At 66.9% G+C, this 22,063-nt stretch carries 20 protein-coding genes; 11 read left to right on the forward strand and 9 right to left on the reverse strand.

The genetic code is table 11. The features are described 5' to 3' along the window. The first annotated feature begins 157 nt into the window (after nt 1-157). From ACQKLX_RS16160 to ACQKLX_RS16180, 5 genes are all read left to right on the forward strand, one after another. Nucleotides 158-1,027, forward strand: coding sequence for a fumarate hydratase (locus ACQKLX_RS16160; protein ID WP_427362593.1), 870 nt, complete (start codon nt 158-160; stop codon nt 1,025-1,027). Further along, complete coding sequence (locus tag ACQKLX_RS16165; RefSeq protein ID WP_427362594.1) at nt 1,024-1,659, forward strand: fumarate hydratase C-terminal domain-containing protein; 636 nt, start codon at nt 1,024-1,026, stop codon at nt 1,657-1,659. Before ACQKLX_RS16160 ends, ACQKLX_RS16165 begins: the two co-directional genes overlap by 4 nt. After that, nucleotides 1,659-2,642: an NAD(P)H-quinone oxidoreductase gene (locus ACQKLX_RS16170; protein WP_427362595.1), complete on the forward strand. Its 984-nt coding sequence runs from the start codon at nt 1,659-1,661 to the stop codon at nt 2,640-2,642. The genes ACQKLX_RS16165 and ACQKLX_RS16170 overlap by 1 nt, the downstream gene beginning before the upstream one ends. Nucleotides 2,643-2,728: 86 nt before the next feature. Next, nucleotides 2,729-3,532, forward strand: coding sequence for a DNA-binding transcriptional regulator (locus ACQKLX_RS16175; protein WP_427362596.1), 804 nt, complete (start codon nt 2,729-2,731; stop codon nt 3,530-3,532). Between the two features lie 85 nt (nt 3,533-3,617). Further along, nucleotides 3,618-4,604 (forward strand): Bug family tripartite tricarboxylate transporter substrate binding protein, encoded by a 987-nt coding sequence (locus tag ACQKLX_RS16180; protein WP_427362597.1) that lies wholly within the window; start codon nt 3,618-3,620, stop codon nt 4,602-4,604. 573 nt (nt 4,605-5,177) lie between these two features. On the opposite strand, the gene ACQKLX_RS16185 is transcribed toward ACQKLX_RS16180, so the two are convergent. From ACQKLX_RS16185 to ACQKLX_RS16195, 3 genes are read right to left on the reverse strand one after another with little or no spacing between them, the layout of a single operon-like run. After that, the gene (locus ACQKLX_RS16185) at nt 5,178-6,110 is read right to left on the reverse strand and encodes a DUF6282 family protein (protein WP_427362598.1); all 933 of its coding nucleotides are present in this window, start codon (nt 6,108-6,110) and stop codon (nt 5,178-5,180) included. An 11-nt stretch (nt 6,111-6,121) separates the two neighbouring features. After that, nucleotides 6,122-7,039, reverse strand: a complete 918-nt coding sequence (locus ACQKLX_RS16190) for a cupin domain-containing protein (RefSeq protein ID WP_427362599.1) — start codon at nt 7,037-7,039, stop codon at nt 6,122-6,124. 13 nt (nt 7,040-7,052) lie between these two features. Then, nucleotides 7,053-7,853 (reverse strand): HpcH/HpaI aldolase family protein, encoded by an 801-nt coding sequence (locus ACQKLX_RS16195; protein WP_427362600.1) that lies wholly within the window; start codon nt 7,851-7,853, stop codon nt 7,053-7,055. Between the two features lie 186 nt (nt 7,854-8,039). Here ACQKLX_RS16195 and ACQKLX_RS16200 point away from each other — a divergent pair, with 186 nt between their 5' ends. The 3 genes from ACQKLX_RS16200 (at nt 8,040) to ACQKLX_RS16210 (ending at nt 11,094) form a co-directional block, all read left to right on the forward strand. Continuing rightward, on the forward strand, nt 8,040-9,050 hold the full coding sequence (locus ACQKLX_RS16200; RefSeq protein WP_427362601.1) for an amino acid ABC transporter substrate-binding protein: 1,011 nt from the start codon (nt 8,040-8,042) through the stop codon (nt 9,048-9,050). Between the two features lie 92 nt (nt 9,051-9,142). After that, complete coding sequence (locus tag ACQKLX_RS16205) at nt 9,143-10,201, forward strand: Ldh family oxidoreductase (RefSeq protein ID WP_427362602.1); 1,059 nt, start codon at nt 9,143-9,145, stop codon at nt 10,199-10,201. 107 nt (nt 10,202-10,308) lie between these two features. Continuing rightward, complete coding sequence (locus ACQKLX_RS16210; protein WP_427362603.1) at nt 10,309-11,094, forward strand: SDR family NAD(P)-dependent oxidoreductase; 786 nt, start codon at nt 10,309-10,311, stop codon at nt 11,092-11,094. A gap of 87 nt (nt 11,095-11,181) precedes the next feature. Here the strand turns inward: ACQKLX_RS16210 and ACQKLX_RS16215 are convergent, their stop codons facing one another. Then, on the reverse strand, nt 11,182-12,333 hold the full coding sequence (locus ACQKLX_RS16215; RefSeq protein ID WP_427362604.1) for an ABC transporter substrate-binding protein: 1,152 nt from the start codon (nt 12,331-12,333) through the stop codon (nt 11,182-11,184). Between the two features lie 5 nt (nt 12,334-12,338). After that, nucleotides 12,339-14,567 (reverse strand): TonB-dependent siderophore receptor, encoded by a 2,229-nt coding sequence (locus ACQKLX_RS16220; RefSeq protein WP_427362605.1) that lies wholly within the window; start codon nt 14,565-14,567, stop codon nt 12,339-12,341. Nucleotides 14,568-14,750: 183 nt separating this feature from the next. On the opposite strand from ACQKLX_RS16220, the gene ACQKLX_RS16225 reads away from it, so the two are divergent. Together ACQKLX_RS16225 and ACQKLX_RS16230 are read left to right on the forward strand one after the other, a co-directional pair. Beyond that, the gene (locus ACQKLX_RS16225; RefSeq protein WP_427362606.1) at nt 14,751-15,578 is read left to right on the forward strand and encodes an AraC family transcriptional regulator; all 828 of its coding nucleotides are present in this window, start codon (nt 14,751-14,753) and stop codon (nt 15,576-15,578) included. 115 nt (nt 15,579-15,693) lie between these two features. Next, nucleotides 15,694-16,443 carry an SDR family NAD(P)-dependent oxidoreductase gene (locus ACQKLX_RS16230; protein WP_427362607.1) on the forward strand — a complete coding sequence of 250 codons (750 nt, stop codon included), beginning with the start codon at nt 15,694-15,696 and terminating at the stop codon, nt 16,441-16,443. Between the two features lie 133 nt (nt 16,444-16,576). Here ACQKLX_RS16230 and ACQKLX_RS16235 read toward each other — a convergent pair whose 3' ends face one another. The 3 genes from ACQKLX_RS16235 to ACQKLX_RS16245 are packed head-to-tail and all read right to left on the reverse strand — an operon-like array spanning nt 16,577 to nt 20,136. Further along, nucleotides 16,577-17,899, reverse strand: coding sequence for an HlyD family type I secretion periplasmic adaptor subunit (locus ACQKLX_RS16235; RefSeq protein ID WP_427362608.1), 1,323 nt, complete (start codon nt 17,897-17,899; stop codon nt 16,577-16,579). Next, on the reverse strand, nt 17,896-19,599 hold the full coding sequence (locus ACQKLX_RS16240; RefSeq protein ID WP_427362609.1) for a type I secretion system permease/ATPase: 1,704 nt from the start codon (nt 19,597-19,599) through the stop codon (nt 17,896-17,898). The genes ACQKLX_RS16235 and ACQKLX_RS16240 overlap by 4 nt, the downstream gene beginning before the upstream one ends. A 48-nt stretch (nt 19,600-19,647) precedes the next feature. Then, a complete protein-coding gene (locus tag ACQKLX_RS16245) occupies nt 19,648-20,136 on the reverse strand; it encodes a hypothetical protein (RefSeq protein ID WP_427362610.1) in 489 nt (162 codons plus the stop codon). Here ACQKLX_RS16245 and ACQKLX_RS16250 point away from each other — a divergent pair. Beyond that, nucleotides 20,124-21,326: an MFS transporter gene (locus tag ACQKLX_RS16250; RefSeq protein ID WP_427362611.1), complete on the forward strand. Its 1,203-nt coding sequence runs from the start codon at nt 20,124-20,126 to the stop codon at nt 21,324-21,326. The two genes, ACQKLX_RS16245 and ACQKLX_RS16250, sit on opposite strands and share 13 nt — an antisense overlap. 17 nt (nt 21,327-21,343) lie before the next feature. On the opposite strand, the gene ACQKLX_RS16255 is transcribed toward ACQKLX_RS16250, so the two are convergent. After that, the gene (locus ACQKLX_RS16255; protein WP_427362612.1) at nt 21,344-22,054 is read right to left on the reverse strand and encodes a SapC family protein; all 711 of its coding nucleotides are present in this window, start codon (nt 22,052-22,054) and stop codon (nt 21,344-21,346) included. Between the last annotated feature and the right edge of the window lie 9 nt (nt 22,055-22,063).

Genomic DNA, 22,063 nt, shown 5'->3' on the forward strand with positions numbered 1-22,063 from the left:
CCTGTTCGTCGGCGCGTTTCTCGCTGATCCCGTCAATAAAGCGAAGCTTGGAGGGGCGCAGGCGCGCCGCCTTGATTTCACCTCGCGAAACGTGGCGCGGGCGCCCGGCCGGCCTCTGTCATTCGACTAGTTTCAGGCCGTCGAACGGACGGGGCGCATGGCAATCACCTACGAGCTGGTCAAGGAAGTCACGGCCAATCTCTATGATTGGTCGCTGCGCCGTATCCCTGAGACCTCCAAGGCCGAGTTCCGCAAGGCGCTGGCGACGGAAACGGAGCCACAGGCCCGCCAGACGCTCGCCTTCATGCTGGACAGCGCCGAGCGGGCGGAGACCACCGGCAAGTTCCTGTGCTCGGATGCCGGCGTGCCGAGCTACTCGATCAAGATCGGCTCCGGCGCGCGCATGGAAGGCGATATCCGCCAGGCAATCGTCGACGGCCTCGCCGAGCTGACCCGCACGATCCAGCCGCCGCTGCTGCGCTTCGTCACCAATCCTCTGACCAATGAGCGCAGCTTTCACGGCAAGGACATGCCGCTGGTCTCCTGGGACCTTGTCGGCGAGGGCGACTATCTCGACATCACCTGCGCGCCCAAGGCGCTCGGCGGCGGGCGCTGGGCCGCGGTCGAGATATTGGTCAGCCCGAGCCTCGACGAGATCGAGCGCTGCATCCTGGAGATCGTGCTCAGGGCCGGCGGCCAGCATTGCCCGCCGGTGGTGATCGGCGTCGGCATTGGCGGCACTTTCGATCATGCCGCCAAGCTTTCCAAGGACGCGACACTCCGCCCCTTCGGCGAGCGCAATCCCGAGGCGATGGTCGCTGAGATGGAGGAGCGCCTGACCCGCGCGGTCAACCAGATGGGCTTCGGCCCGATGGGTGTCGGCGGCTCGACCACGACCTTCGGCGTCCACGTCGAATACGCCTCCGGTCACGGCTTCACCCCGGTGGCAGTGTCGTTCAATTGCTGGATCAACCGGCGCACGCGGGCGCGGATCTACAATTCCGGCGTGGTGGAGCGGATCGAATGACGAGCCCGTCTCCTATCCGCCTGACCCTGCCATTGACGCCTGAGGCGGCGCGCGCGCTCAAGGTCGGTGACGTCGTGCTGCTCGACGGTGACGCCGTCGCGACCGTCGGCATGCCCACTCAGAAGCGCATGGTCGCGGAGGTCGAGGCCGGGCGCGAATTGCCGCTCTCGCTGCGCGACGGCACCTTCTTCCATATGGGCGTTAGCTATGAGGACGATGGCGGCCGGCCGGGTGCGGTCCATTACGTCAACCCGACGACCTCCAGCCGCTTCAACCATCTGATGCCGACGCTGATCCGGGGCCTTGGCCTGACCGCGACCGGCGGCAAGGGCGGGCTCTCGCAGGACAGCGTCGATGCCATGCGCGAGGTCGGCTGCGTCTATTTCTCCTTCGTCGGCGGTGCCTCGGCTCTGCTGAGCGAGGGCGTCGAGGCGGTAACCGACTGCGCCTGGCGCGACCTGATCATGCAGTTCCGCCTGAACCGGCTGAGGCTGAACGGTTTCGGACCGGTGATCGTCGCGATCGATGCCCATGGCAACTCGATCTATGAGCGCCTGATGTCTTCGGCCCGCGAGCGAATGCCGGAAATCATGCGCTCGCTCCGCCCTTCACAGAACAACGAGACAGACTGATGCAAGCGATCGAGATCACCAGGCCGGGCGGCCCCGAAGTCCTCGCCTTCTGCAACCGCCCGCTGCCGACGCTCGGCCCCGGTGACGTGCTGATCCGCGTGCGTGCGGCCGGCGTGAACCGGCCCGACATCCAGCAGCGGCGCGGGCTTTATCCGCCGCCGCCCGGCGCGACCGACCTGCCCGGCCTCGACGTCTCCGGCGTGGTCGAGGCTGTCGGCGCTGAAGTCGACTGGCCGAAGGTCGGCGATGCCGTCTGCGCGCTCGCCAATGGCGGCGGCTATGCCGAGTTCTGCGCCGTGCCGGCCCTGCAATGCATGCCGTTGCCGAAGGGCTTCTCCTTCGCGCAGGCGGCGGCGCTGCCGGAGGTGTTCTTCACCGCCTGGAACAATGTCGTCTGGCTCGGCCGGCTGGCTGACGGCGAGACCTTGCTGGTTCAGGGCGGCACCAGCGGCGTCGGCATGGCCGCGATCCAGATCGCCAAGCAATTGCGTGGCGCTCGCGTGATCGCGACCGCCGGCACGCCTGAGAAGCGCGCGGTCTGCCTGGAGATCGGCGCCGATCTCGCCGTCGACTACCGCGCCGACTGGGTGACGGAGATCGAGGCGGCGATCGGCAAGGAGAAGGTCGATGTCGTCCTCGACGCGCAGGCCGGCCCCTATACCGAAAAGCAGCTGCAGTTGCTCGCCCCGGATGGCCGCGTCGTGCTGATCGCCAGCCATCTCGGCCAGATGGCCGAGGTCAATGTCCGTAACATCGTCCGCCGCCGGCTGACCCTGACGGGATCGACGCTGCGGCCGCGCGATGCCGCCTATAAGGGCCGGATCGCCGCCAAGCTGGTCGAGAAGGTCTGGCCGCTCTTGGAGAGCGGCGCGATCCGCAGCCATGTCTGCGCCAGCTTCGACTGGCGCGATGTCCGGGATGCACATGCGCTGATGGATGCCGGCGATCAGGTCGGCAAGGTCGTCCTGACCATGCCGGAATAGTCCGGCGGGACTGCGCGAATAACTATCCGCTTGGGAGAATTCTCATCTAGAACAGCGGTTCGTGCTCGCTTAGCCGGATCCGCCGCGTGTTCTCCTTTGCGCCCGTCCAGTCCGTTCTCAAGGCGCTGCGGCTGCTGACCGAGGTCAATCGCTGCAGTGTCGCGACCGTCGGCGAACTGCATCGCCGCACCGGCATGCCGAAGCCGACGATCGTGCGCCTGCTCGAGACCCTGATCGAAGCCGGCTATGTCGTCCGCGACGAGCGCATGCGCGGCTATCTCGTGACCTCGCAGGTGGCGCATCTGAGCTCGGGCTTCCACGGCGCGCCGATGGTGATCGAGGCGGCGCGGCCCTGGGCGACGGCGCTGACGCGCCAGATCAAATGGCCCTGCGCCGTCTGCCTGCTCGATTATGACGCCGTGGTCGTGCGCTTCTCGACCATCCCCGACAGCCCGATCTCGCCCTTCCATGCGACGCTCGGCTACCGGCTCAACCTCGGCGGTCGGGCGCTCGGTCGCGCCTATCTCGCCTTCTGCCCCGATGAGGAGCGCGAAGTATTGCGCGCCGCCATGCGCGCCTCGGCCGAGCCTGAGAACAACAGCCTCAGCGACGAGGATGTCGAAGGCATGATCGAGCAGGCACGCAGGCGCGGCTATACCGAGCGCGATCCCGCTGCCGAACCGAGGAATTCCGCAACGATCGCGGTGCCGATCAAGCTCGGCGAGCGCGTGCTCGCTACCTTCGGCGTCACCTTCTTCCGCGCTGCGGCTCCCAATCCCGAGGACAAGGCCAGGATCATCCATCCGCTGAAGAAGGCGGCAGCCAATATCGAGGCGCAGCTGGAGGCGCTCTCGCAATCCATGGGCGTTGCGTTTCAAGGCGAGAAATAGCGGCGCTTTCCCAGAGGGAGGCGTGAGGCCCGTGCCTAGTGTCCGGACAACAGCTTCAAAGCGACTTTGTCCGGAGGAAACCCCAATGATGCGGCCGATCTCACGTCGTGGCTTCATGGCGTCCATGGCGGGCGCCGGTGCGCTGGCCGCTCAGGGCCGAGCCTTTGCCGACACCTGGCCGAGCCGCCCCGTCACAATCGTTGTGCCGTTCCCGGCGGGGGCCTCGACCGACGTGGTCGCCCGCCTGCTGGCGGAGCGCCTGCGCAGCGAGCTCGGCCAGGGCTTCGTCGTCGAGAACAAGACCGGCGCCGGCGGCAATATCGCTGCGACCGGCGTCGTCCGGGCGGCTGCGGACGGCTACACCCTGCTGTTCTCCTCGTCCGGGCCGCTCGCGACCAACAAGCTGCTCTACAAGAAGCTGGCCTTCGATCCGCTCGCCGATTTCGCGCCGGTTGCGCTGCTCGGCGACGTCCAGGGCATCGTCGCGGTGCATCCCTCGCTGCCGGTCAAGTCCTTTGCCGAGCTCGTCGCCTACGGCAAGGCCAATCCCGGCAAGCTGACCTTCGGCAGCCCCGGTTTCGGGCTGATGGGGCATGTCACCGGCGAGCTGATCCAGCACAAGGCCGGCTTCCAGATGACGCATGTGCCCTATCGCGGCTCGGCTCCGCTCTCGACCGATCTGCTGGCGGGAACGGTCAATGTCGCGATCGACTTCATCCCGGCCTATATCCCGCATGTCAAAAGCGGTGCGATCCGTGCGCTCGCTGTCACCAGCGACCAGCGCGCCCCGCAATTACCTGACGTGCCGACCTTGTCCGAGGCTGGCCTGCCGGGCGTCAACGCGACCGGCTGGTTCGCTCTGGTCGGGCCGAAGGGACTGCCCGAGCCGATCGTGACGCGGATCGCGGCGATCACGCGGGCCTATGTCGAGAGCGCCGAGGGCCGCGAGAAGCTCGCGACGATCGGCGTGCGCTCGCTCAGCGGCGATGCCGCTGCGGTGCGCAATGCGCAGACGCAGGAAGTGGCGAAATGGGCGGATGTCGTCCGCGCTGCACAAATCTCGCTGGATTGAGCTGAAGGTTACGAACCAAGAGTCTGGCCTGAGGTTCGCCCGGGCCAGGCTCCCGCTCTCCATTCGGCTATGACTGATCCAGTCGCCTGACGTGACAAATGTCGCGATTGGGTCGGGTGCTGCCGTTGATCAACGCCGCAAACGTCTCCGTCGCGCGATACGCTCTCGACGCTGCATCTCGCCCATTATGTCCTTGATCTCACAATCCAGTAGGTAAAGATCACCGAGTGAGTAGCCGTTCAAAGGCATGAAATAAATTCTAGCAATCGCCCTATAGAAGACACGAGCATGAAATGGTCCTCTACCGAATGGCATCGAGAGGCCGCTTTCATAAAAATTTCGGCTCAACGTATCACCGACGTGCGGTGCAAGTCCTTCGCGGTCGGAAATGCTCTTCTCAAGCTGGGAAGTCAGCGCTTCGGCGCTAAGCTTGGCGAGATCGCCACGAAGGTTGATACCTAATCTCACAGTTCCGGCCTGCCGCGATTATCCGGCACAGAATCGCGTGAAACCTTGAATTTGCCAAGGTCCGCAACGGGGCGCGAGCGGACTGTCCCGCGGGTCTTTTTTGTATCAGGCGGCCGCCCCCAACCCCAGCAGCTCCGCAGCATGCCCGCCGGTCAGGCGCTTGATCTCGGCCTCGGTGAACTGCAGGTCGAGCAGATGGCCGACGATCTCGCGGTAGCCGTCGATCGGGCGCGGCGAGCCGGTGAGGCCGAGATCGGAACACAGCACGGTGTTCTCGACGCCGGCGACGTCGATCACCCGGCGCAGCTCCGGCGGCTCGAACTTCTTCGACTTGCCCTCGACGAACATGCAGATCGAATGCTCCATCACCGCGCCGAGCGAGACGAGGTGGCGGATTTCCGCATCGCTGCAATTGTTGACCATGTAGGTCGGGTGGTTGACCAGGAGCTTCCGGACGCCGCGCGCCTTCGCCTCCTCGAACACCGCGAAGAGCTCGGGAGTCGAGAGATGCCCGCCGGCGAGGATGATGTCGCCGGCCGCGATCAGGTCGAGGATCAGCTTGACGTCGTCGGTGAGCTTGCCGTCGGCGCCGAACGGCGTCAGCGGGATCGGATCGAGCATCTTCTGCGCGGTCTTCGGGAAGGTCTTCACAGCGCCGGAAGCGAGCACGTCGATATGGTTCTTGGCCGAGAGCGTCGGCATCCACACAATCCTGCCGCCGAGCTTGATCGCGTGGTCGACCGCATGCGGGTTGAAGCCGCCCGAGGCGTTGTTGAGCGCGATGCCGGAGAACAATCTGACGCCGGTGTCCGGCACCAGCTTCTCGAGCAGGATCGAATGGGCGGTGCCGAGATAGAAATGGTCCTTGTAGACGACGGCGCGGAATTTCGCCGCGGCGGCGTCCAGCATCGCCTCGTGATGGTCGAGGATGCGCGGCATCGCGGCCGGGCCGCTATGGCAATGCAGGTCGACGGCGCCGACCAGGAGATCGGCGATCTGCCGGCTGCGCGCGTCGGTGGTCTGGGTGGTGGCGGTCATGTCGGGAGCCCTCAAGCGGTTTCGCCGGGCATCGGATAATCCGCGGCGTTGATGACCCAGCCGGGCTTCTGCGAGAAGTCGAGGCGGGGCGGCGAGAAGATGTCGATCATCTGGTTCAGCCCGGGCAGGACCGAGCGCGAGGTGTGGACCGAGGGCGGCGGGATCACCGTCAGCGACGGCGCCGCCATCAACTCATGCTCGTCCTCGCGCCAGATCCGCATGTCCGGCGTCCACGGCCAGCGGATATCGTGGATATAGCCGCCATCGATCACGAGGGAGCCCTGCTCGAAATCATCATGGTGGTGCGGAGAGAGCGCGCTGACGTCGCGCAGCCCGAAGCGCGGATCAAGCATGTTCACCATCAGCGTGGTGCAGCGGAAGATGCGGCCGAAGCGGCCTTCGCCGCCGCCCGCATCGAGGCTGTAGGCGCGAATCCAGAAGCCGCCTCGCGGCTCAGGCCAAGGCGTCAGCAGCGCGACATTGGCATGCGGCTGCGCATAGGAGGCGGCGTTCGAGCAGGCAGCCGCCAGATCGGCCGCGACGCTGGAGAAGATGCGGATGACGCGCCCGGCCCCTTTGAGCGTGATGCGCGAGGCGCCCGGCGGCACGAAGGCGATCGAGTTACCGGCGACTTCGACCGTCTCGGTTCCGGCCGTGACCGTCGCGCCAAGTTCCTTATCCGGCAGGATCAGGCAGTATTCGTCCGGCTGCGAGGTGCGCGTCAGGGCGGCGCCCGGTTTTACATCCGAATAAGCGACGATGAAATTCTGGCCACGCGCCAGCCAGGTGCGCTCGCTCTCGTTCGCCTGCTGCGGTTCTTCGGCGTAGAAGCGGGCGTAGTCGGCGCCGGCATAGGCCTTGACCGGGGGGGCTTTTGCTGCCGCCGGCGCTGACAATTTCGAGCGCGGATCGCTGGAGGGATAGCTCACGGGTCGATGTCTCCTATCGCGCGCCGGGGTTCTCGACCCGGCTCCTGGCTGTCTGCATCTGCGCCAGGCTTTCACTCGCCGCCTTGCGCAAAAAACCCTGGTCGGAGGAGAGGATGAAGGCGCTGGCGCCGCGCTCTGCGAACCCGGCGGATTCCTCGCCATTATCGGTCATCACGCAGACCGGCTTGCCGGCCTTCTTCGCGGCGGCAAGGATCGTATCGACCGCGTTGCGGACCTCAGGCGCATCGCGGGTCGGGGCGCCGAAGGCGACAGTGAGGTCGCCGCGGCCGATGAAGACGGCATCGAGCCCCTCGACGGCGAGGATCGCGTCGATCTGGTTGAGTGCTGACGGGTCCTCGATCATCGCGATCGTCGCCACCGCCGCGTCGGCCGCATCGACGAGGTCCCACATCTTGCTGCCGCCATAGCGGCCGGCGCGGGTGACGCCGGAGAAGCCGCGCTTGCCGCCGCGATAGCGGCAGGCGGCGACCAGCGCCTCAGCGTCCGTGACGCTCGCGACATGCGGGGCGAGGATACCGAGGGCGCCGCAATCGAGCGAAGCCTGGATCGCGTCGCTGGTCAGCGTCGGCACGCGCACGACGCCGGCGATGCCTGCGGCTCGCGCCGCGAGCAGCACAAGGTCGGTCGTGCCGCGGTCGAAGGGCGCGTGCTCCTGGTCGACGACGATGAAGTCGAAGCCGCTATTGCCGAGGATCTCGGTCGCGTGCGGGCTCGGCGTCTTGACGAAGCTCCCCGCCAGGAAGGCGCCGCTGACGAGGCGCTGACGGAAACTGGACTGGGCGGATGTCTGCATGGTCTGCCGTGCCGATGTCGATGATCGGATGATGGCACTCTCGCTCTCGGATATGGCTGGAAGTCCCTGCGTTTCACACCTCGAAATCGCGGGAGGCGCGCGCCTTCTGCGTCAGAAAGCCGTCAGGATCATCGTGGGTCCGGCGAGGAAACGTCGGATACGACACTCGGGGGGAAGGGTATCCGAATGAAGACGCGCCTGTTGCTCATCGCCGGCCTGATGGCCGCCTGTGTCATGCCGGCGGCCGCCGGCACGCTCGAAACCGTGCGGAGCCGCGGTGAGATGATCTGCGGCGTCAGCCCGGGCGTCGCCGGCTTCTCGGTGCCCGACGAGGCCGGACGCTGGGGTGGCTTCGACGTCGATATCTGCCGGGCTGTCGCCGCCGCCGTCTTCGGCGATGCCAACAAGGTCCGCTATACCCCGCTCAGCCCGAAGGACCGTTTCGTCAGCCTGCAGAGCAGCGAGATCGACATGCTCTCGCGCCAGGCGACCTGGACGCTGTCGCGCGACACGCAGATGGGTCTGCGCTATGTCGGCATCGGCTATTACGATGGCCAGGGCTTCATGGTCCGCAAGTCGCTGAACATCAAAACGGCGAAGGAACTGAACGGCGCTTCGGTCTGCGTGCCGACCGGCACCACGACCGAACTCAACATCGCCGACTATTTCCGCGCCAACAACATGAAGTACGAGGGCGTCGCCTTCGAGGCCGGTGACCAGGTAGCCAAGGCCTTCGAGTCCGGCCGTTGCGATGTCTTCAGCAACGACGTCTCGGCGCTCTCGGCCTATCGGCTGAAGCTGGTCAACCCGACCGAATACGTGATCCTGCCCGAGCTGATCTCGAAGGAGCCGCTCGGCCCGGTCGTGCGCCAAGGCGACGAGACCTGGAGCAGCATCGTGCGCTGGTCGCTCTATGCCATGCTCGTCGCCGAGGAACTCGGCGTCACCGCTGCCAATGCCGAGGAGCAGAAGCGCAGCGGCTCGCCCGAAGTCCAGCGCCTGCTGGGCACTACGGGTAATCTTGGCGAGTCGATGGGACTGAAGCCGGATTGGGCGCTGCAGATCATCAAGCAGGTCGGCAATTACGGCGAGGTCTATGAGCGCAATGTCGGCTCGGGCTCGAAGCTCGGCATCGAGCGCGGCCTCAACAAGCTCTGGACCAAGGGCGGCCTGCAATACGCCCCGCCGGTGCGCTGAGCGCTGGAGTGGACGTGCGGGTGGAGCGTGATCGCGCTCCGCCTCATGCTATGGGCCGTGAGAACGACACTCCGCCATCTTCGGGAGAAACAATGTCTGCGGCCAATTCCTATCCGGCGGATCTGCTTGAGCGCTTCGCGAGCGCGCTGCTGGAGGCTGCCGGCGCCCCATCCGGCAATGCCGCCCTGACTGCCGAGGCGCTCGTCGACGCCGATATCGGGGGCTTGGCCTCGCACGGCCTGATGCAGCTGCCGATGTATCTGGAGCGGATCGCGCAAGGCTCCGTCGACCCTGCGGCCGAGGGCGAGATCGTCGTCGACAAGGGCTCGCGCCTGACGATCGACGCCGGCAATGGGCTCGGCCAGGTCACGGCCGAGCGCGCCTGCGAGATCGCGATCGCCCGCGCCGCCGAGCATGGCGTCGCCATCGTCGCCGTCCGCAACGCCTTCCATTTCGGCGCGGCCGGGCGCTTCGCCTGCAAGATCGCGCTCGCCGGCAAGATCGGCATCGTCATGGCCAATACCCGCCCGATGCTGCCGGCGCCGGGCGGGGCCGAGGCGGTGGTCGGCAACAACCCGCTCGCGATCGCCGTGCCGGCCGGCGGCGAGCCCATCGTCCTCGACCTCGCCATGAGCGCCGGCGCGATGGGCAAGGTCCGGTTGGCGGCGAGCAAGGCCGAGCCCATTCCCGAGGGCTGGGCCCAGACCGCCGAGGGGGTGCCGACCCGAGACGCCGCCGAGGCGATCAAGGGCGTGCTCCTGCCGGCCGCGGGAGCGAAGGGTTTTGGCCTCGCCGTGATGGTCGATCTGCTCGCCGGCGGCCTGTCGGCAGGCGGCGTCGGCAGCGAGGTGCAGCCGCTCTATGGCGATCTCTCCCGGCCCTATGGCAGCGCCAATCTGGTCATAGCGATCGAGATCGAGGGACTGCGGCCCATCGCAGACTATGAGGCCGTCGCCGCTCGCTTCGCCGGCCGCATCCGCCAGTCGAAGCCGGCTCCCGGCGCAGCTCCGATCCGTATGCCCGGCGACCGCGCCGCCGAAGCCCGAAAGCGTTTCGACGGGAACTGCGCATTGGCGGCGGAGACGCTCCAGGCTCTGCGCAACCAGGCTCGTCGTCTTGGCGTCGCGGTCCCGGAGGCTTTCGGTGGCTAAAATCGGCTCGGAGCCGGTTTGCGATCAAAAGCGGTATGTTGATATGCAAAACGAGTTATTGTAGGTCAAACATTAGCTCGTCGACATAATGAGGAGAAGGCTGCACCATGGCATCGCAATCGTCCCGTGCTCCAGTCCTCTCCGGCAAGGTCGCGATCATCACCGGCGGCGGCACCGGCATCGGCCTGGCGATCGCCAGGATGTTCGTCGAAGAGGGGGCGCAGGTGGTGATCGCTGGCCGCTCCCAGGCCGCACTCGACAAGGCTGCGGCGGAGATCGGGGCGCATGCCATCGCCGCAGATGTCTCGCAGGAGGCCGATGCCAGCCGGCTCGCCAGGGAGACGGCCGCGCGCTTCGGCGGCGTCGACATCCTCGTCAACAATGCCGGCGTGACCGGGCAGGTCGCCAATGCCGAGGACCTCGACATCGTCCAGTGGGACGAGACCATGGCGATCAACATCCGCGGCACGATCCTGTGCATCAAGCACTGCGTGCCCCTGATGCGGGCTCGCGGCGGCGGCTCGATCATCAACATGTCGTCGCTGATGGGCCTGCGCGGCTATCCGATGCGCAGCGCCTATACTGCCACCAAATTCGCGGTGATCGGCATCACCCAGGCCGTCGCGCAGGAAGTCGGCATCCACGGCATAAGGGTCAATGCGCTCTGCCCCGGCGCGGTCAACGGCGAGCTGATGCAGCGCGTCATCGCCGCCCGCGCCGCCAAGGAGAACCGGCCGGCAGAGGAGATCATCCAGGTCAACTACACCGACAAGGCGGCGTTGAAGCGCTGGGTCGAGCCGGAGGAGGTGGCGCGTGCCGCCCTGTTCCTGGCGAGCGAGCAGTCCTCTTCGATCACCTCCGAGAGCATCAAGGTCGACGCCGGCCGGATGTGATCCGGCCTGATCGGCAGGTCGTGACAGGCGGCCGCTGATCGCCTTGCATGCAGAACGCGTACACGAGTGGGCCCGGCATCCTTGCGGTCACCGCTTCCGGCCGTCCTCCGCTTGCGAAGAGACCCAGAAGGTTCCCGCTAGCGGCGCGGCCAGGAAGCGCTTGTTGATTTCGTCGAGCGTCGCTTGCGGATCGAGTTCGGCGAAAAGCTCGGGACGTGTCCATTTCGCCAGTGCCTCGACTGCGACGACATGGGCGGGGGTGTGGACGAAGAGGTGCCAGAGCCCGAAAGCGCGACCGCGTGAGACGGCCCCAATCGCGGCGAGATCGTTGCGGCCAAGGAGTCTGGCGAAGCCTTCGGCCGCGCGCTTCGGCTCGACGCCCGGGCCGAGCGCGAAGCTGCCGGCATCGGGGCCGTCGGAGATCGCGGTGGCGACATAGACGTCCGGATTGCGCGTTAGCACGAATTCCTGGCTGAGCTGGCCGACCGGCATCGCAAGCTTCTCGGTGCCGATATTGTGGCCGCCGGCGAGGCGGATGAAGCCGTCGATCGTACCCGGCCCGGCCGAGAAGCAACATTCCGGCCGCGTCGCGAAGGCATGCAGGAAGACCGAGGGGCGAGGGGCGCTGCCGGCTGCTGTCAGCTTGCCCTCGATCGCCACAAGGTGCTGGCGATAGAAGGCGAGGAAGGCTTCGGCCTGAGCCTCGCGCCCGAGCAGCTTACCGAGAAGGCGCAGGCTCGGCTCGGTATTCCTGAGCGGGTCGAGGAAGAAATCGACGATCGCGACCGGGATGCCGGCCGCGGCGAGCTGGTCGAGGCCGGGAGCCGCCTCCGCGCCGAAGCGGAAGGCGTCGAAGCGGCTGAGCAGCACGAGGTCGGGCTTCTGCGCGATTACCGCCTCGATCGAAATCGTCTCGAAGGAGCCCTTGCCGATCACCGGCACCTTGTCGATCGCCGGAAACTTGCTGCGCAGGATCGTCGGCTGGATCGCGTTGGCGCCGGCCTCGGCCCAGCCGGCGAGCAGGCCGACCGGATCGGGATGGAGCAGCGAGAGCGCGTCGAGGCTGACCCAGGCGCCGAGCACGATGCGCTTGGCCGGCTGCGCCAGCACGATCTCGCGGCCGGCGATGTCGGTGACGCGGATCGCCTGCGCCCGCGCAGCCGGCGCGATCAGCAGCGCGAGCACCAAGCCTAGCGCCGCGATGGCAGCAGCCAATCCACTCCGGCGGGTCTGCTTCATGCCTCTCACCAGCGATAGGTCAGAGTCGCCAGCACGCTGCGGCGGGAACCGAGCGTGCAACCCGGCACGTTGCCGCATTGCGAGACGTAGTAGCGGTCGAACAGGTTCTTGGCGACGACCGAGAGCTTGGCTCCGCTCAGCGCCGGGAATGCCTTGCCGAGATCGTAGCTCAGGCTTGCGTCGACCAGCGTGTAGGAGGGGATCCGGACGGTGTTGGCGGTGTCATAGGTGCTGCCGACGAAGCGGACGCCGCCGCCGAAACCGAGCCCGGCGAGCGCTCCGCCCTGAATGGTGTAATCGGCCCAGAGCGAGCCCTGATGCATCGGCGTCGAGGGCAGGCGCTTGCCGATATCGGTGGCGACTGAGCTCTTGGTGATTTCGTGGTCGAGGAAGGCATAGGAGGCGATCAGGCCGAGCCCTTCGCTGAGCTGGGCGCGCGCCTCGATGTCGAAGCCGCGGACCGACACCTCGCCGAGCTGGACACGGGCGAAGGGGTGGGCCGGATTGGGATCGCCCGATGGCGTGTTCTGCTGGCTGATGTCGAACACTGCCGCAGTCAGCGAGGCATTGATCCATGTCGGCTGGTACTTGATGCCGGCCTCGTATTGCGTCGCCGTCAGCGGCTTGAAGGCGCCGCCGAAGAAATCGGTCTCCGCCGTCGGCTGGAACGAGGTCGAGACGCTGACATAGGGCGCCAGGCCATTGTCGAAGACATAGCTCAATCCGGCGCGACCGCTGAAGGCGCGATCGCTCGCCTTGGAGCGCACCAGCGCATTGGTCGTCAGCATATGCGTGCGCGTCCTGGTGTCGGCGATGTCGTAGCGCCCGGAGAGGGTCGCGATCCAGCGATCGAACTTGATCTGGTCCTGCACATAGAAGCCGAGCTGGCGCAGCTCCGCATCCTTGCGCTGGAAGTTGATGCCGGGATCGGCGATGGCAGCGCCATAGACCGGATTGAAGATCTGGATCGAGGCGGCGGGGCCGCGGCCGACATCGTACTGGCTGGTCTCGTTGCGGTAATCGAGGCCGATCAACGCCGTATGCGACAGCGGGCCGGTGCCGAACTTGGCTTCCAGCCGGTTGTCGAGGGTGAAAGCGCGTGCGGCGGCGTCGATGCGGAAGGCCGCGCGGTTCAGCGTGCGGTTGTCGGCGAGCAGTTCGCCATTGCGGTTGAGCGCGCGCAGATGGACGTCGTTCTGGGTGTAGCGCAGGTTCTGGCTGAAGCTCAGGCTGTCATTGAAGCGGTGCTCGAAGGCATAGCCGATCGAGCCCTGATCGCGCTCGAACCGGTCGAAGCCGGGTTCGCCGGCATAGCGGTTCCAGGGCAGGCGGCCATTGACGCGGTTGGGATAGAGCGTGCCGGAGCTCGGCAGGTAGTTGAAGCTGGTCTTGCCGTCGCGCTCGCGCAGATACTGGCCCATCACGGTCAGCGTGGTATCGGCGCTCGGCCGCCAGGTGAAGGCCGGAGCGATGAAGATGCGATCATCGTCGATGAAGTCGGTCTGCGTCTCCGACATCCGCCCGAGCCCGGTCAGGCGATAGAGGAACTGCCCCTGCGGATCGATCGGCCCGGAGAGGTCGAAGGCGCCCTGCAGGCGGCCATAGCTGCCGGTCTGGAGCTGGATCTCGCGGAACGGCGTCGCGAGCGGGCGCTTGCTGACCATGTTGACGAGGCCGCCCGGACCGCTCTGGCCATAGAGCACCGAGGATGGGCCCTTCAGAACCTCGACGCGCTCGAGCCCGTAGGGCTCGATCACCGAGGTGGTCCAGTCGGAGGTGGCGGCGCCGTCGGGCAGGCGCGTGCCATCGAGGAAGAGATCGCCCTTGAAGCCCCGGATCTGCGTGTAGCTGTCGAATTGCGAGGCGCCGCCATAGACCTCGCCGCGCACGCCGGCGGTATAGCGCAGCGCCTCGCTGACGCTCTGGGCGCCCTGAGCCCTGATCTGGTCGGCGGTGACGACGTTGACCGTCTGCGGCACTTCCAGGATCGGCGTGTCGGTCTTGCTGCCGCTGGCGCTGCGGGTCACGACATAGCCGTTGACCGGTCCGTTGGCGCGCTCGCCGGTACCCTGGACCTCGATCGTGTCGAGCCGGATTGCAGAGGGCGCCTGCTGCGCCGCAGCCGGAGCCGTCGCCGCAATGAAGAGCGCCGCCAGCGAGACATCCCGCAGCCCTGTCCGAGGAATCCGCTTGTTCGCGCGCGAAATCCACTTCGATACCAACACGTCGCTCATAAGATATGATGCCTCAGCCGGTCTTGAATTGCTTTAGCTATTGTTTCATTGTTCTTTTCGTTGAGGTAGTTTAGATAGATTTTAAACTGACCTCGTTCATTACTATTATAGCTTCGCCCCTTTCAAGGGCGTGGTTCAGAATTCACCGGGATCGGGTCAAGTTTGGTCGGTACAATGCAGATCATGACGAAAGCACCGAGTTCGGGTCAGGCGGGGCCGGTCACCGTCGACAGGTTGCCGCTCGACGAGGAGACGCCGCGCCCGGTGACCGTGCTGCACCAGTCCTTCCGCAGTGGCGCGAAGACACGCTGGCACAGCCATCGCCGTACCGAATTGGTTCACGCATCCGGCGGGCTGCTCGTGCTCCATGCCGAGACCGGGACCTGGACGGTGCCGGCCGGCCATGCCCTGCTGATCCCGGCCGACCTGCCGCATGAACTTGCGGCCTATGGCTGCTGCGAGATGCGGGCCGCCTTCCTGACCGACGAGGTGCTCGGCGAGGCCGTGCCACGCAGCTGCCGCGTCATCGCCGTGTCGGAACTGCTCGACGTCGCGCTGCGGGCGCTGGCGAGCGGGCCGCTGCTCTATGATCAGGGCGGTCGCGGCGGCCATCTCGCGGCGCTGATCGTCGAGGAGATCGTCGGCGCCGCCGAGATCCACATCGCCTTGCCGATGCCGCAAGCGCCGCGCCTGCGCAAGCTGGCGCGCGACATGGTGCAGAAGCCGGCGCTCGACCTCGATCTCGACGGCTGGGCCGAGCAGGTCGGCGTCAGCCGTTCGACCTTCACCCGCCGCTTCCGTGCCGAAACCGGCCTGAGCTTCGCCGAATGGCGCCGACGCCTGCGTATCCTGCACACCTTGACGCTGCAGGCCGATGGCATGTCGCTGCGCGAGGCTGCGCGCAGCGCCGGCTATCGCAGCGCCAACGCGCTGCGCGACATGATGCGCCGGACGCTGGCCACGACGATGCTGCCCCCGCCGGGCTCTTTGGCAGGTGATGAGGTGCATTGAGAAGCGCGCGGCCGGGTCGACGGTGTGCGAGACCGCGCCATGCTGTCTGCCCTGGAGGCCAAGCTCGCCGCCGCTGCTATAAGGGTGCGGACAGGCAATCAGGAAGGCGTGCCACATGGCCAAGGATTTCACCGGCAAGCGCGTGGTCGTGATGGGCGGCAGCCGTGGTATCGGGCGTTCGATCGCGCTCGGCTTCGCGGCGGGCGGCGCTTCCGTTTCGATCTGCGCCCGCAGCGCCGGGCCGCTCGAGGCGACGCGCCGGGAGATCGAGGCGTTTGGCGTCACGGCCTACGCGGCCAGTGTCGACCTCGCCGATGCCGGCGCGATCAAGGCCTATGTGCCTGCGGCGGTGGAAGCGCTCGGCGGGCTGGACATCCTCGTCAACAACGCCTCCGGCTTCGGCCATTCCGATGACGAGGAGGGCTGGGCCGCCTCGCTCAATGTCGACATGATGGCCGTCGTCCGGGGCAGCCAGGCGGCGATCCCGCATCTGAAGCCGGGCTCGTCGATCGTGAACATCTCGTCGATCTCGGCCCTGCGGGCCTCATCGCGATCCGCGCCCTATGGCGCGGTCAAGGCAGCCGTTATGCACTACACGGCGAGCCAGGCGAAGATGCTGGCGCGCAGGGGCATCCGGGTGAACTGCGTTGCGCCCGGCTCGATCGAGTTCCCGGGTGGCGCCTGGGAGGATCGCAAGACCTCGAACCCCGAGCTCTATCAGTCGACCTTGGCCAGCATCCCCTTCGGCCGGATGGGCAAGCCCGAGGAGGTCGCCGAGGTCGTGCTCTTTCTCGCCTCCGACAAGGCCAGCTGGGTCACCGCCCAGAGCATCGTGGTCGATGGCGGCCAGCTCGTCGGGCCCTGATCCCGCCTGATTGGGAAGGCGCGGGAGCCGCGACCTGAAAGTCCTGCTCCGGCGTCGGTCCGTAGCTTCTCGGAACAAGGCGGGCGCCACCGCTTCGGTCAACCAGACGGATTGCCGCCGGCGGTACAGGCCCTCACCGCTCCCTGAACGCCTTGGCGATCTGTTCCTTCAGCGGCTTGACGATGTATTCTAGCGGAGTTCGGTCCTCGGTGCGGACGAACACCTCGGCCTGCATGCCGGCGCTGACACGGCTGTGGCCGAGCCGGGAGAACTCTGCGGCGGGAAGCGTGACGCGGATGGTGTAGAAGGTCGCGCCGGTCTGCTGGTCGCGGCTGGTGTCGGCCGAGATGCGCGAGACCTTGCCGGCGAGTTCTGGCGTGGTGCGCTGGTTGAAGGCGTGGATCTTGACCCGCGCCTCCTGGCCGAGCGCGATCTGGTCGATGTCGGGCGGGTTGATCCGCGCCTCGACCTGCAGGCTGTCTTCCGCCGGCACGATCAGCATGGCCGGCTCGGCCGGCGAGATCACGCCGCCGACGGTGTGCACGGAAAGCTGATGTACGAAACCGGCGCTCGGGCTGCGGATCTCGATCCGCTTCATCTGGTCCTGCGCGGCGATGCGGCGCTCGACCAGCTCGGCGCTCTTGCCCTGGATCTCGCGCAGCTCCTTCATCGCCTCCTCGCGCAAGGTCGCGTCGATCTGGATGATCTGCAGCCTCGTCTCGGCGATCTTGCCCTCGGCCTGCGCCAATGCGGCGATGAGCTGGCCCCGCTGCCCTTCGAGATTGGCGGCTTCGCGCTCGAGCTGGGTCTTGCGGCTGAGCGAGACCAGGTTCTTGGCGTAGAGCCCCCTGACGCCGCCGAGCTCCTCCTCGATCAAGGTGGACTGGCGGTCACGGCCGGACTGCTGGGCCTTGAGGCCGGCGATCTCGTCGTGAAGCTGGCCGATGCGCTGGTTGAGCTGCGCCTTCTGGCCATCGCGGGCCGCACGCCTTGCTTCGAACAGGCTCTCCTCGGCAGCGATCAGCTCGGCGATTTCCGACTCGTGCCGGCGGGCGGCGAGTTCGGGAGCGATGGTGATCGCGTCCTTGCCCGAGCGTTCGGCTTCGACCCGGCCGCGCCGCGCAGAGAGCTCGTCGAGCTGCTTGGTCACGACCTGGAGATTGGCGCGGGTCAGCGTGTCGTCGAGCCGGATCACCACCTGGTCCTGCTCGACCCGTTCGCCCTCGCGGACCCTGAGCTCGCCGACGATGCCGCCAGTCGCGTGCTGAACCTTCTTGACGTTGCCGTCGACGACGAACTGGCCGCTGGCGACGACAGCACCGGACAAGGTCGCCGCCACCGCCCAGACACCGACGGTGCCGGCAAACAGGACAACGCCGACGCAGCCGGTGAACGCGAGCCTGCGCAGGGAACGGCTGAAGCCCTGGTGTTCCAATGTGATGGCGCTCTCGCTCATGACGCCACCGCCGGCTGGCGCTGGGCGGTCGACAGGCCACCCTGCTTCAGTATCTTCTGCAGGATTTCTTCTTTCGGGCCGATGGCCTGGATGCGGCCCTCCGTCATGATCGCGACATGGTCGACGCCGGCGATCGCGGTCTGGCGATGGGTGACGACAATGACGATGCCGGCGCGCTCGCGAACGCTGCGGATCGCCAGCGTCAGCGCTTCGTCGCCGTCATGGTCGAGATTGGAGTTGGGTTCGTCGAGCACCACCAGGAAGGGCTCGCCATAGAGCGCCCGCGCCAGGCCGATGCGCTGGCGCTGGCCGCCCGACAGGCTCGAGCCCGCTTCGCCGATGCGCGTGTCGTAGCCCTGTTCGAGCCGCAGGATCAGCTCATGCGCTCCGGCCGCCTGCGCCGCCGCGACGATCGCCTCGTCCCTTGCATCGAGATCGAAGCGGGCGATGTTCTGGGCGACCGTACCCTCGAACAGCTCGATATCCTGCGGGAGATAGCCGACATGCCGGCCGAGTTCACTCGGCTCCCATTGGCCGAGTGCCGCCCCGTCCAGCCTGACCTCGCCCTTGAGCGGGCGCCAGACCCCGACCAGCGCACGAACTAGCGTCGACTTGCCGGATGCGCTCGGCCCGATGATGCCGAGGCCCTGGCCGGCCTTCAGCGTCAGCGAGGCGCCTTGCAGGATCGGCGCCTGCTTGCCCGGTGCCGCCACGATCAGCCCGTCGGCGGTGAGTTCGCGGTGAGGCGCCGGCAGGCCGGTGCGCTCGACCTCGGCGAAGGCAGGCGAATCGAGCACCTGCCGCAGGCGCTTCAGACCCTGGCGGGCGGCGACGAAGCCCTTCCAGTGGGCGACCGCGATCTCGATCGGCGCCAAGGCGCGCGACGTCATGATCGAAGCGGCGATCATCGCTCCGCCCGAGATCTCGTTGTGCATGGCGAGATAGGCGCCCAGGCCCAGCACCGCCGATTGCAGCACCAGGCGGAAGACCTTGGCGAAGGCGCCGATGCCGCTGGCCGCGTCCGAGCCGGCGAGCCAATCCTGGACATGGCGCAGGTTGAGCTCGGCCCATTTGCGCTGGAAGCTGGCGCCCATGCCCATCGCGGTCAGCGCCTCGGCGTTGCGCCGGCTCGCCTCGACGATCGCCTGCCGCGCCGCCCCGCTCATCAGCTGGGCCTGGGCCGCCTTGCGGCTCTTGAGTTCGGTCAGGAAGGTCAGGAGGACGATGACGAGGCCGCCGGCGACGACCAGCCAGCCGAGCCAGGGATGCAGGAAGAAGGTGACGGCGAGGAAGAGCGGCAGCCACGGCATGTCGAGCAGTGCCGTCGGCCCGAGCGAGGACAGAAAGCCGCGGACCTGGTCGAGATCGCGGATCGGTTGCAGCGCCTGCTCGGGCTTGAAGCCGAGCAGCGGCAGCTTCTGGGCCGCGGCGAAGGCGGCCGGCGAGACCGCCTCGTCGAAGCGCGCGCCGACCCGGGCGAGCAGCCTGACGCGGATGCCGTCGAGGAAGCCCTGCAGCACATAGGCTGCGAGCAGGAGCAGCGACAGGCCGATCAGCGTCTGGACGCTGCGCGAACTCAGCACCCGGTCATAGACCTGGAGCATGTAGAGCGAGCCCGACAGCATCAGCAGGTTGATGATGCCGGAGAAGACGCCGATGACCACGAACGAGCCGCGGCACGATGCCAGCGCCGCCGACACGACCGAGCCTTGAGCGGAAGACGAAGCCGTGCGGCTCAATGCGGGAACTCACACATCGGGGAAAACAAAACACCGAACACGGCTGACCGCATCATCGAGATGAATGACGCTGATGTTCTTCAGCGTGATCATGTTGTCAATGTCATAAGCGATGAATGACGAGTGTCCGGCAGGGCTTTGACGTGACATGAGCGGAGTGACACTGCATATCTCTGCATGATGCCGTAACGGCAGTTTCTTCATGGGGCAGTATGCCGTCGTCTTGGCTGCGGCGAGGAGGCCGTCGATCTCCGGCGCCGGAACCTGCGGGGTCCGCACCGTCTTGATGGTGAAGCGCCGACGTCCCGCGCCCGAAATCGATCTCGCCAATTCGGCTGCATGCAAATCCTGCAGGTCAGGCAATCCGGGTGCGGCCTCGACCGCGCCGGCGCATTCACGGAAGACCAGTGCAAGCCGATGTCGAACGCCGCCGCTGAAGGCGGGCCGCTTCGAGCACAGGGTGAAGGCGCCGGGAGGAGATCGCTTTGAAGCTGCCATTGTGGGGGAGCGCCCTGAGCGCGACGCTCCTCGTGCAGGTCGTGAGCTCCTTTGCTGCGGCAGCCGTTCCCTTGCTCGGCCCGATCCTGACGCAGCGCTGGAACCTGCCGCCGGAAAGCATCGGCTATGTCTCCGCGACGGTTTCGCTCGGGATCTGCTGGTGCCTGGCCTGCGGCGGGCCGATGCTCGATCACTACGGACCGATCCGCACCTTGCAGCTCGGGCTGGCCTCTATATGCCTCGGCATGGTCCTGCTGGCGCAGCCGGTCGCCGTGCTCGGATTCCTCGGCGCCCTCCTGCTCGGCCTCGGTCTGGCGCCCAACAACCCGGCTGGCAGCACGATGCTGATGCGCACGGCGCCGCCGCGGCATCGCAATCTGATCTTCTCGATCCGCCAGGCCGGCGTCCCGCTCGGCGGTGCGATCGCCGGCGTTACCGTGGCCCCGGCCGTGGTCAGCCTGGGCTTTGCGCACACCGCCTGGCTCATCGCAGCCATTGTCGTCGTCAGCCTCCTGGCGGTCCAGCCGTTCCAGAAGCGCCTCGATACCGAGAAAGGGCCGGCGAACCGGCAATGGGCGCGGATGTTCCTGTCGCCCTCGGCCTTGCGGCGCGCGGCTAAGGTCGTCCGCTCCCATCCGTCATTGCCGCTCGTCACCGGCATGGGCATCTCGTTTTCGGTCGCCCAGGCCAGCGTCCAGGCCTTCACCGCGACCTATCTGGTGACTCAGCGCGGCAAGGATCTCGCGGAAGCCGGCTATTTCGTCGCGATCCTGCTCGCCGCCAGCACGCTGTCGCGAATCGTCCTGGGCTGGGTGGCGGATCGGTGGCGCCGGGGCCTGCTCCTGCTCTGCCTGCTTCTGCTGGGTGCGAGCGGCGCGCTCGTGCTGCTTGTCTGGTCGGCGGCCGGACCACCCTGGCTCCTCTATGGCTGCGTCGCTCTGATCGGAGCGACATCCCTGGGATGGAACGGAGTCTACATGGCCGAGTTGGCGCGGCTTTCGCCGCCCGGGCTGATCGGCGACGTTACCTCCGCCGCGAACCTCTTCGGCTTCGCTGGTTCCTTTTGCGGTCCGCTGATCTTTGCGCTGATCGCCAGCCGGACGGCGAGCTTCGACTGGTCCTATCTGCTGGTCGCCGGCCAACTCGCCGCATGCGGTCTCCTTGTCCTGTGGCGTCGCGGCTGGCGCTGACGGGATAAGGACGCTGTCTATGAGCGCTCGCCGAGCAACGCGAAATTCGCCAGGCTGATCAGGTGGGCATGGATCGGCACTAGATAGCCTTTCCGGCGCAGGTCGATCCAGGCCTCGTCCGACAGCGCATTGAGGCGTTCCTCGCTGACCGCCAGGAAGCCCGAGAAGTTCGAGGTCGCGCCGGACGGTGAGCGGATCTCGATATTAATGGTCTGGAACAGATCGAGCGCCTTGATCTCGGCGGTGAAGGCTGCCGTCTTCGCGGCCGCGTCGGCATATTCGCCGACGAAGGTGATGGCGCGCTGCAAGGCTTCCGTCGGCTCGCCCTCCTCGGTGAAGAGGCGCTCGCCCTCCTTGTCCTGCAGGCCGGCGAAGCCGCCATCGACGCAGATGACCTGCTGCTGCGCCGAGATTTCGCCGCCGACGAACGGGTAGCGCCGCAGATAGGCCGGAGCATGCTGGCCGCGCCAGCGTCCGTCCGCATCGACGAAGCAATTCTCGCCGGCGCGCATCCCGACCATGAACAGCGGCGAGACGGTACCGGCCTCATCGAGGAAGAGGATCGGCATGTCGCGGCAGGCGACCGGGAACTCGGCCATCAGCGCCGGCAGCACATGGGCTGCGGACGCGAAACCGTAGGGGCTGTCGGACGGGGCGATGCGCGCCTCGCGGTGCTCGTTGCGATCGAGCACGGTGATGCTGGAATAGAACAGCGGCAGGGGCGCCATGGTCGGGTC

Source organism: Allobosea sp. NPDC003192 (genome assembly GCF_050275675.1).
In the GTDB taxonomy this organism is placed as follows: domain Bacteria; phylum Pseudomonadota; class Alphaproteobacteria; order Rhizobiales; family Beijerinckiaceae; genus Allobosea.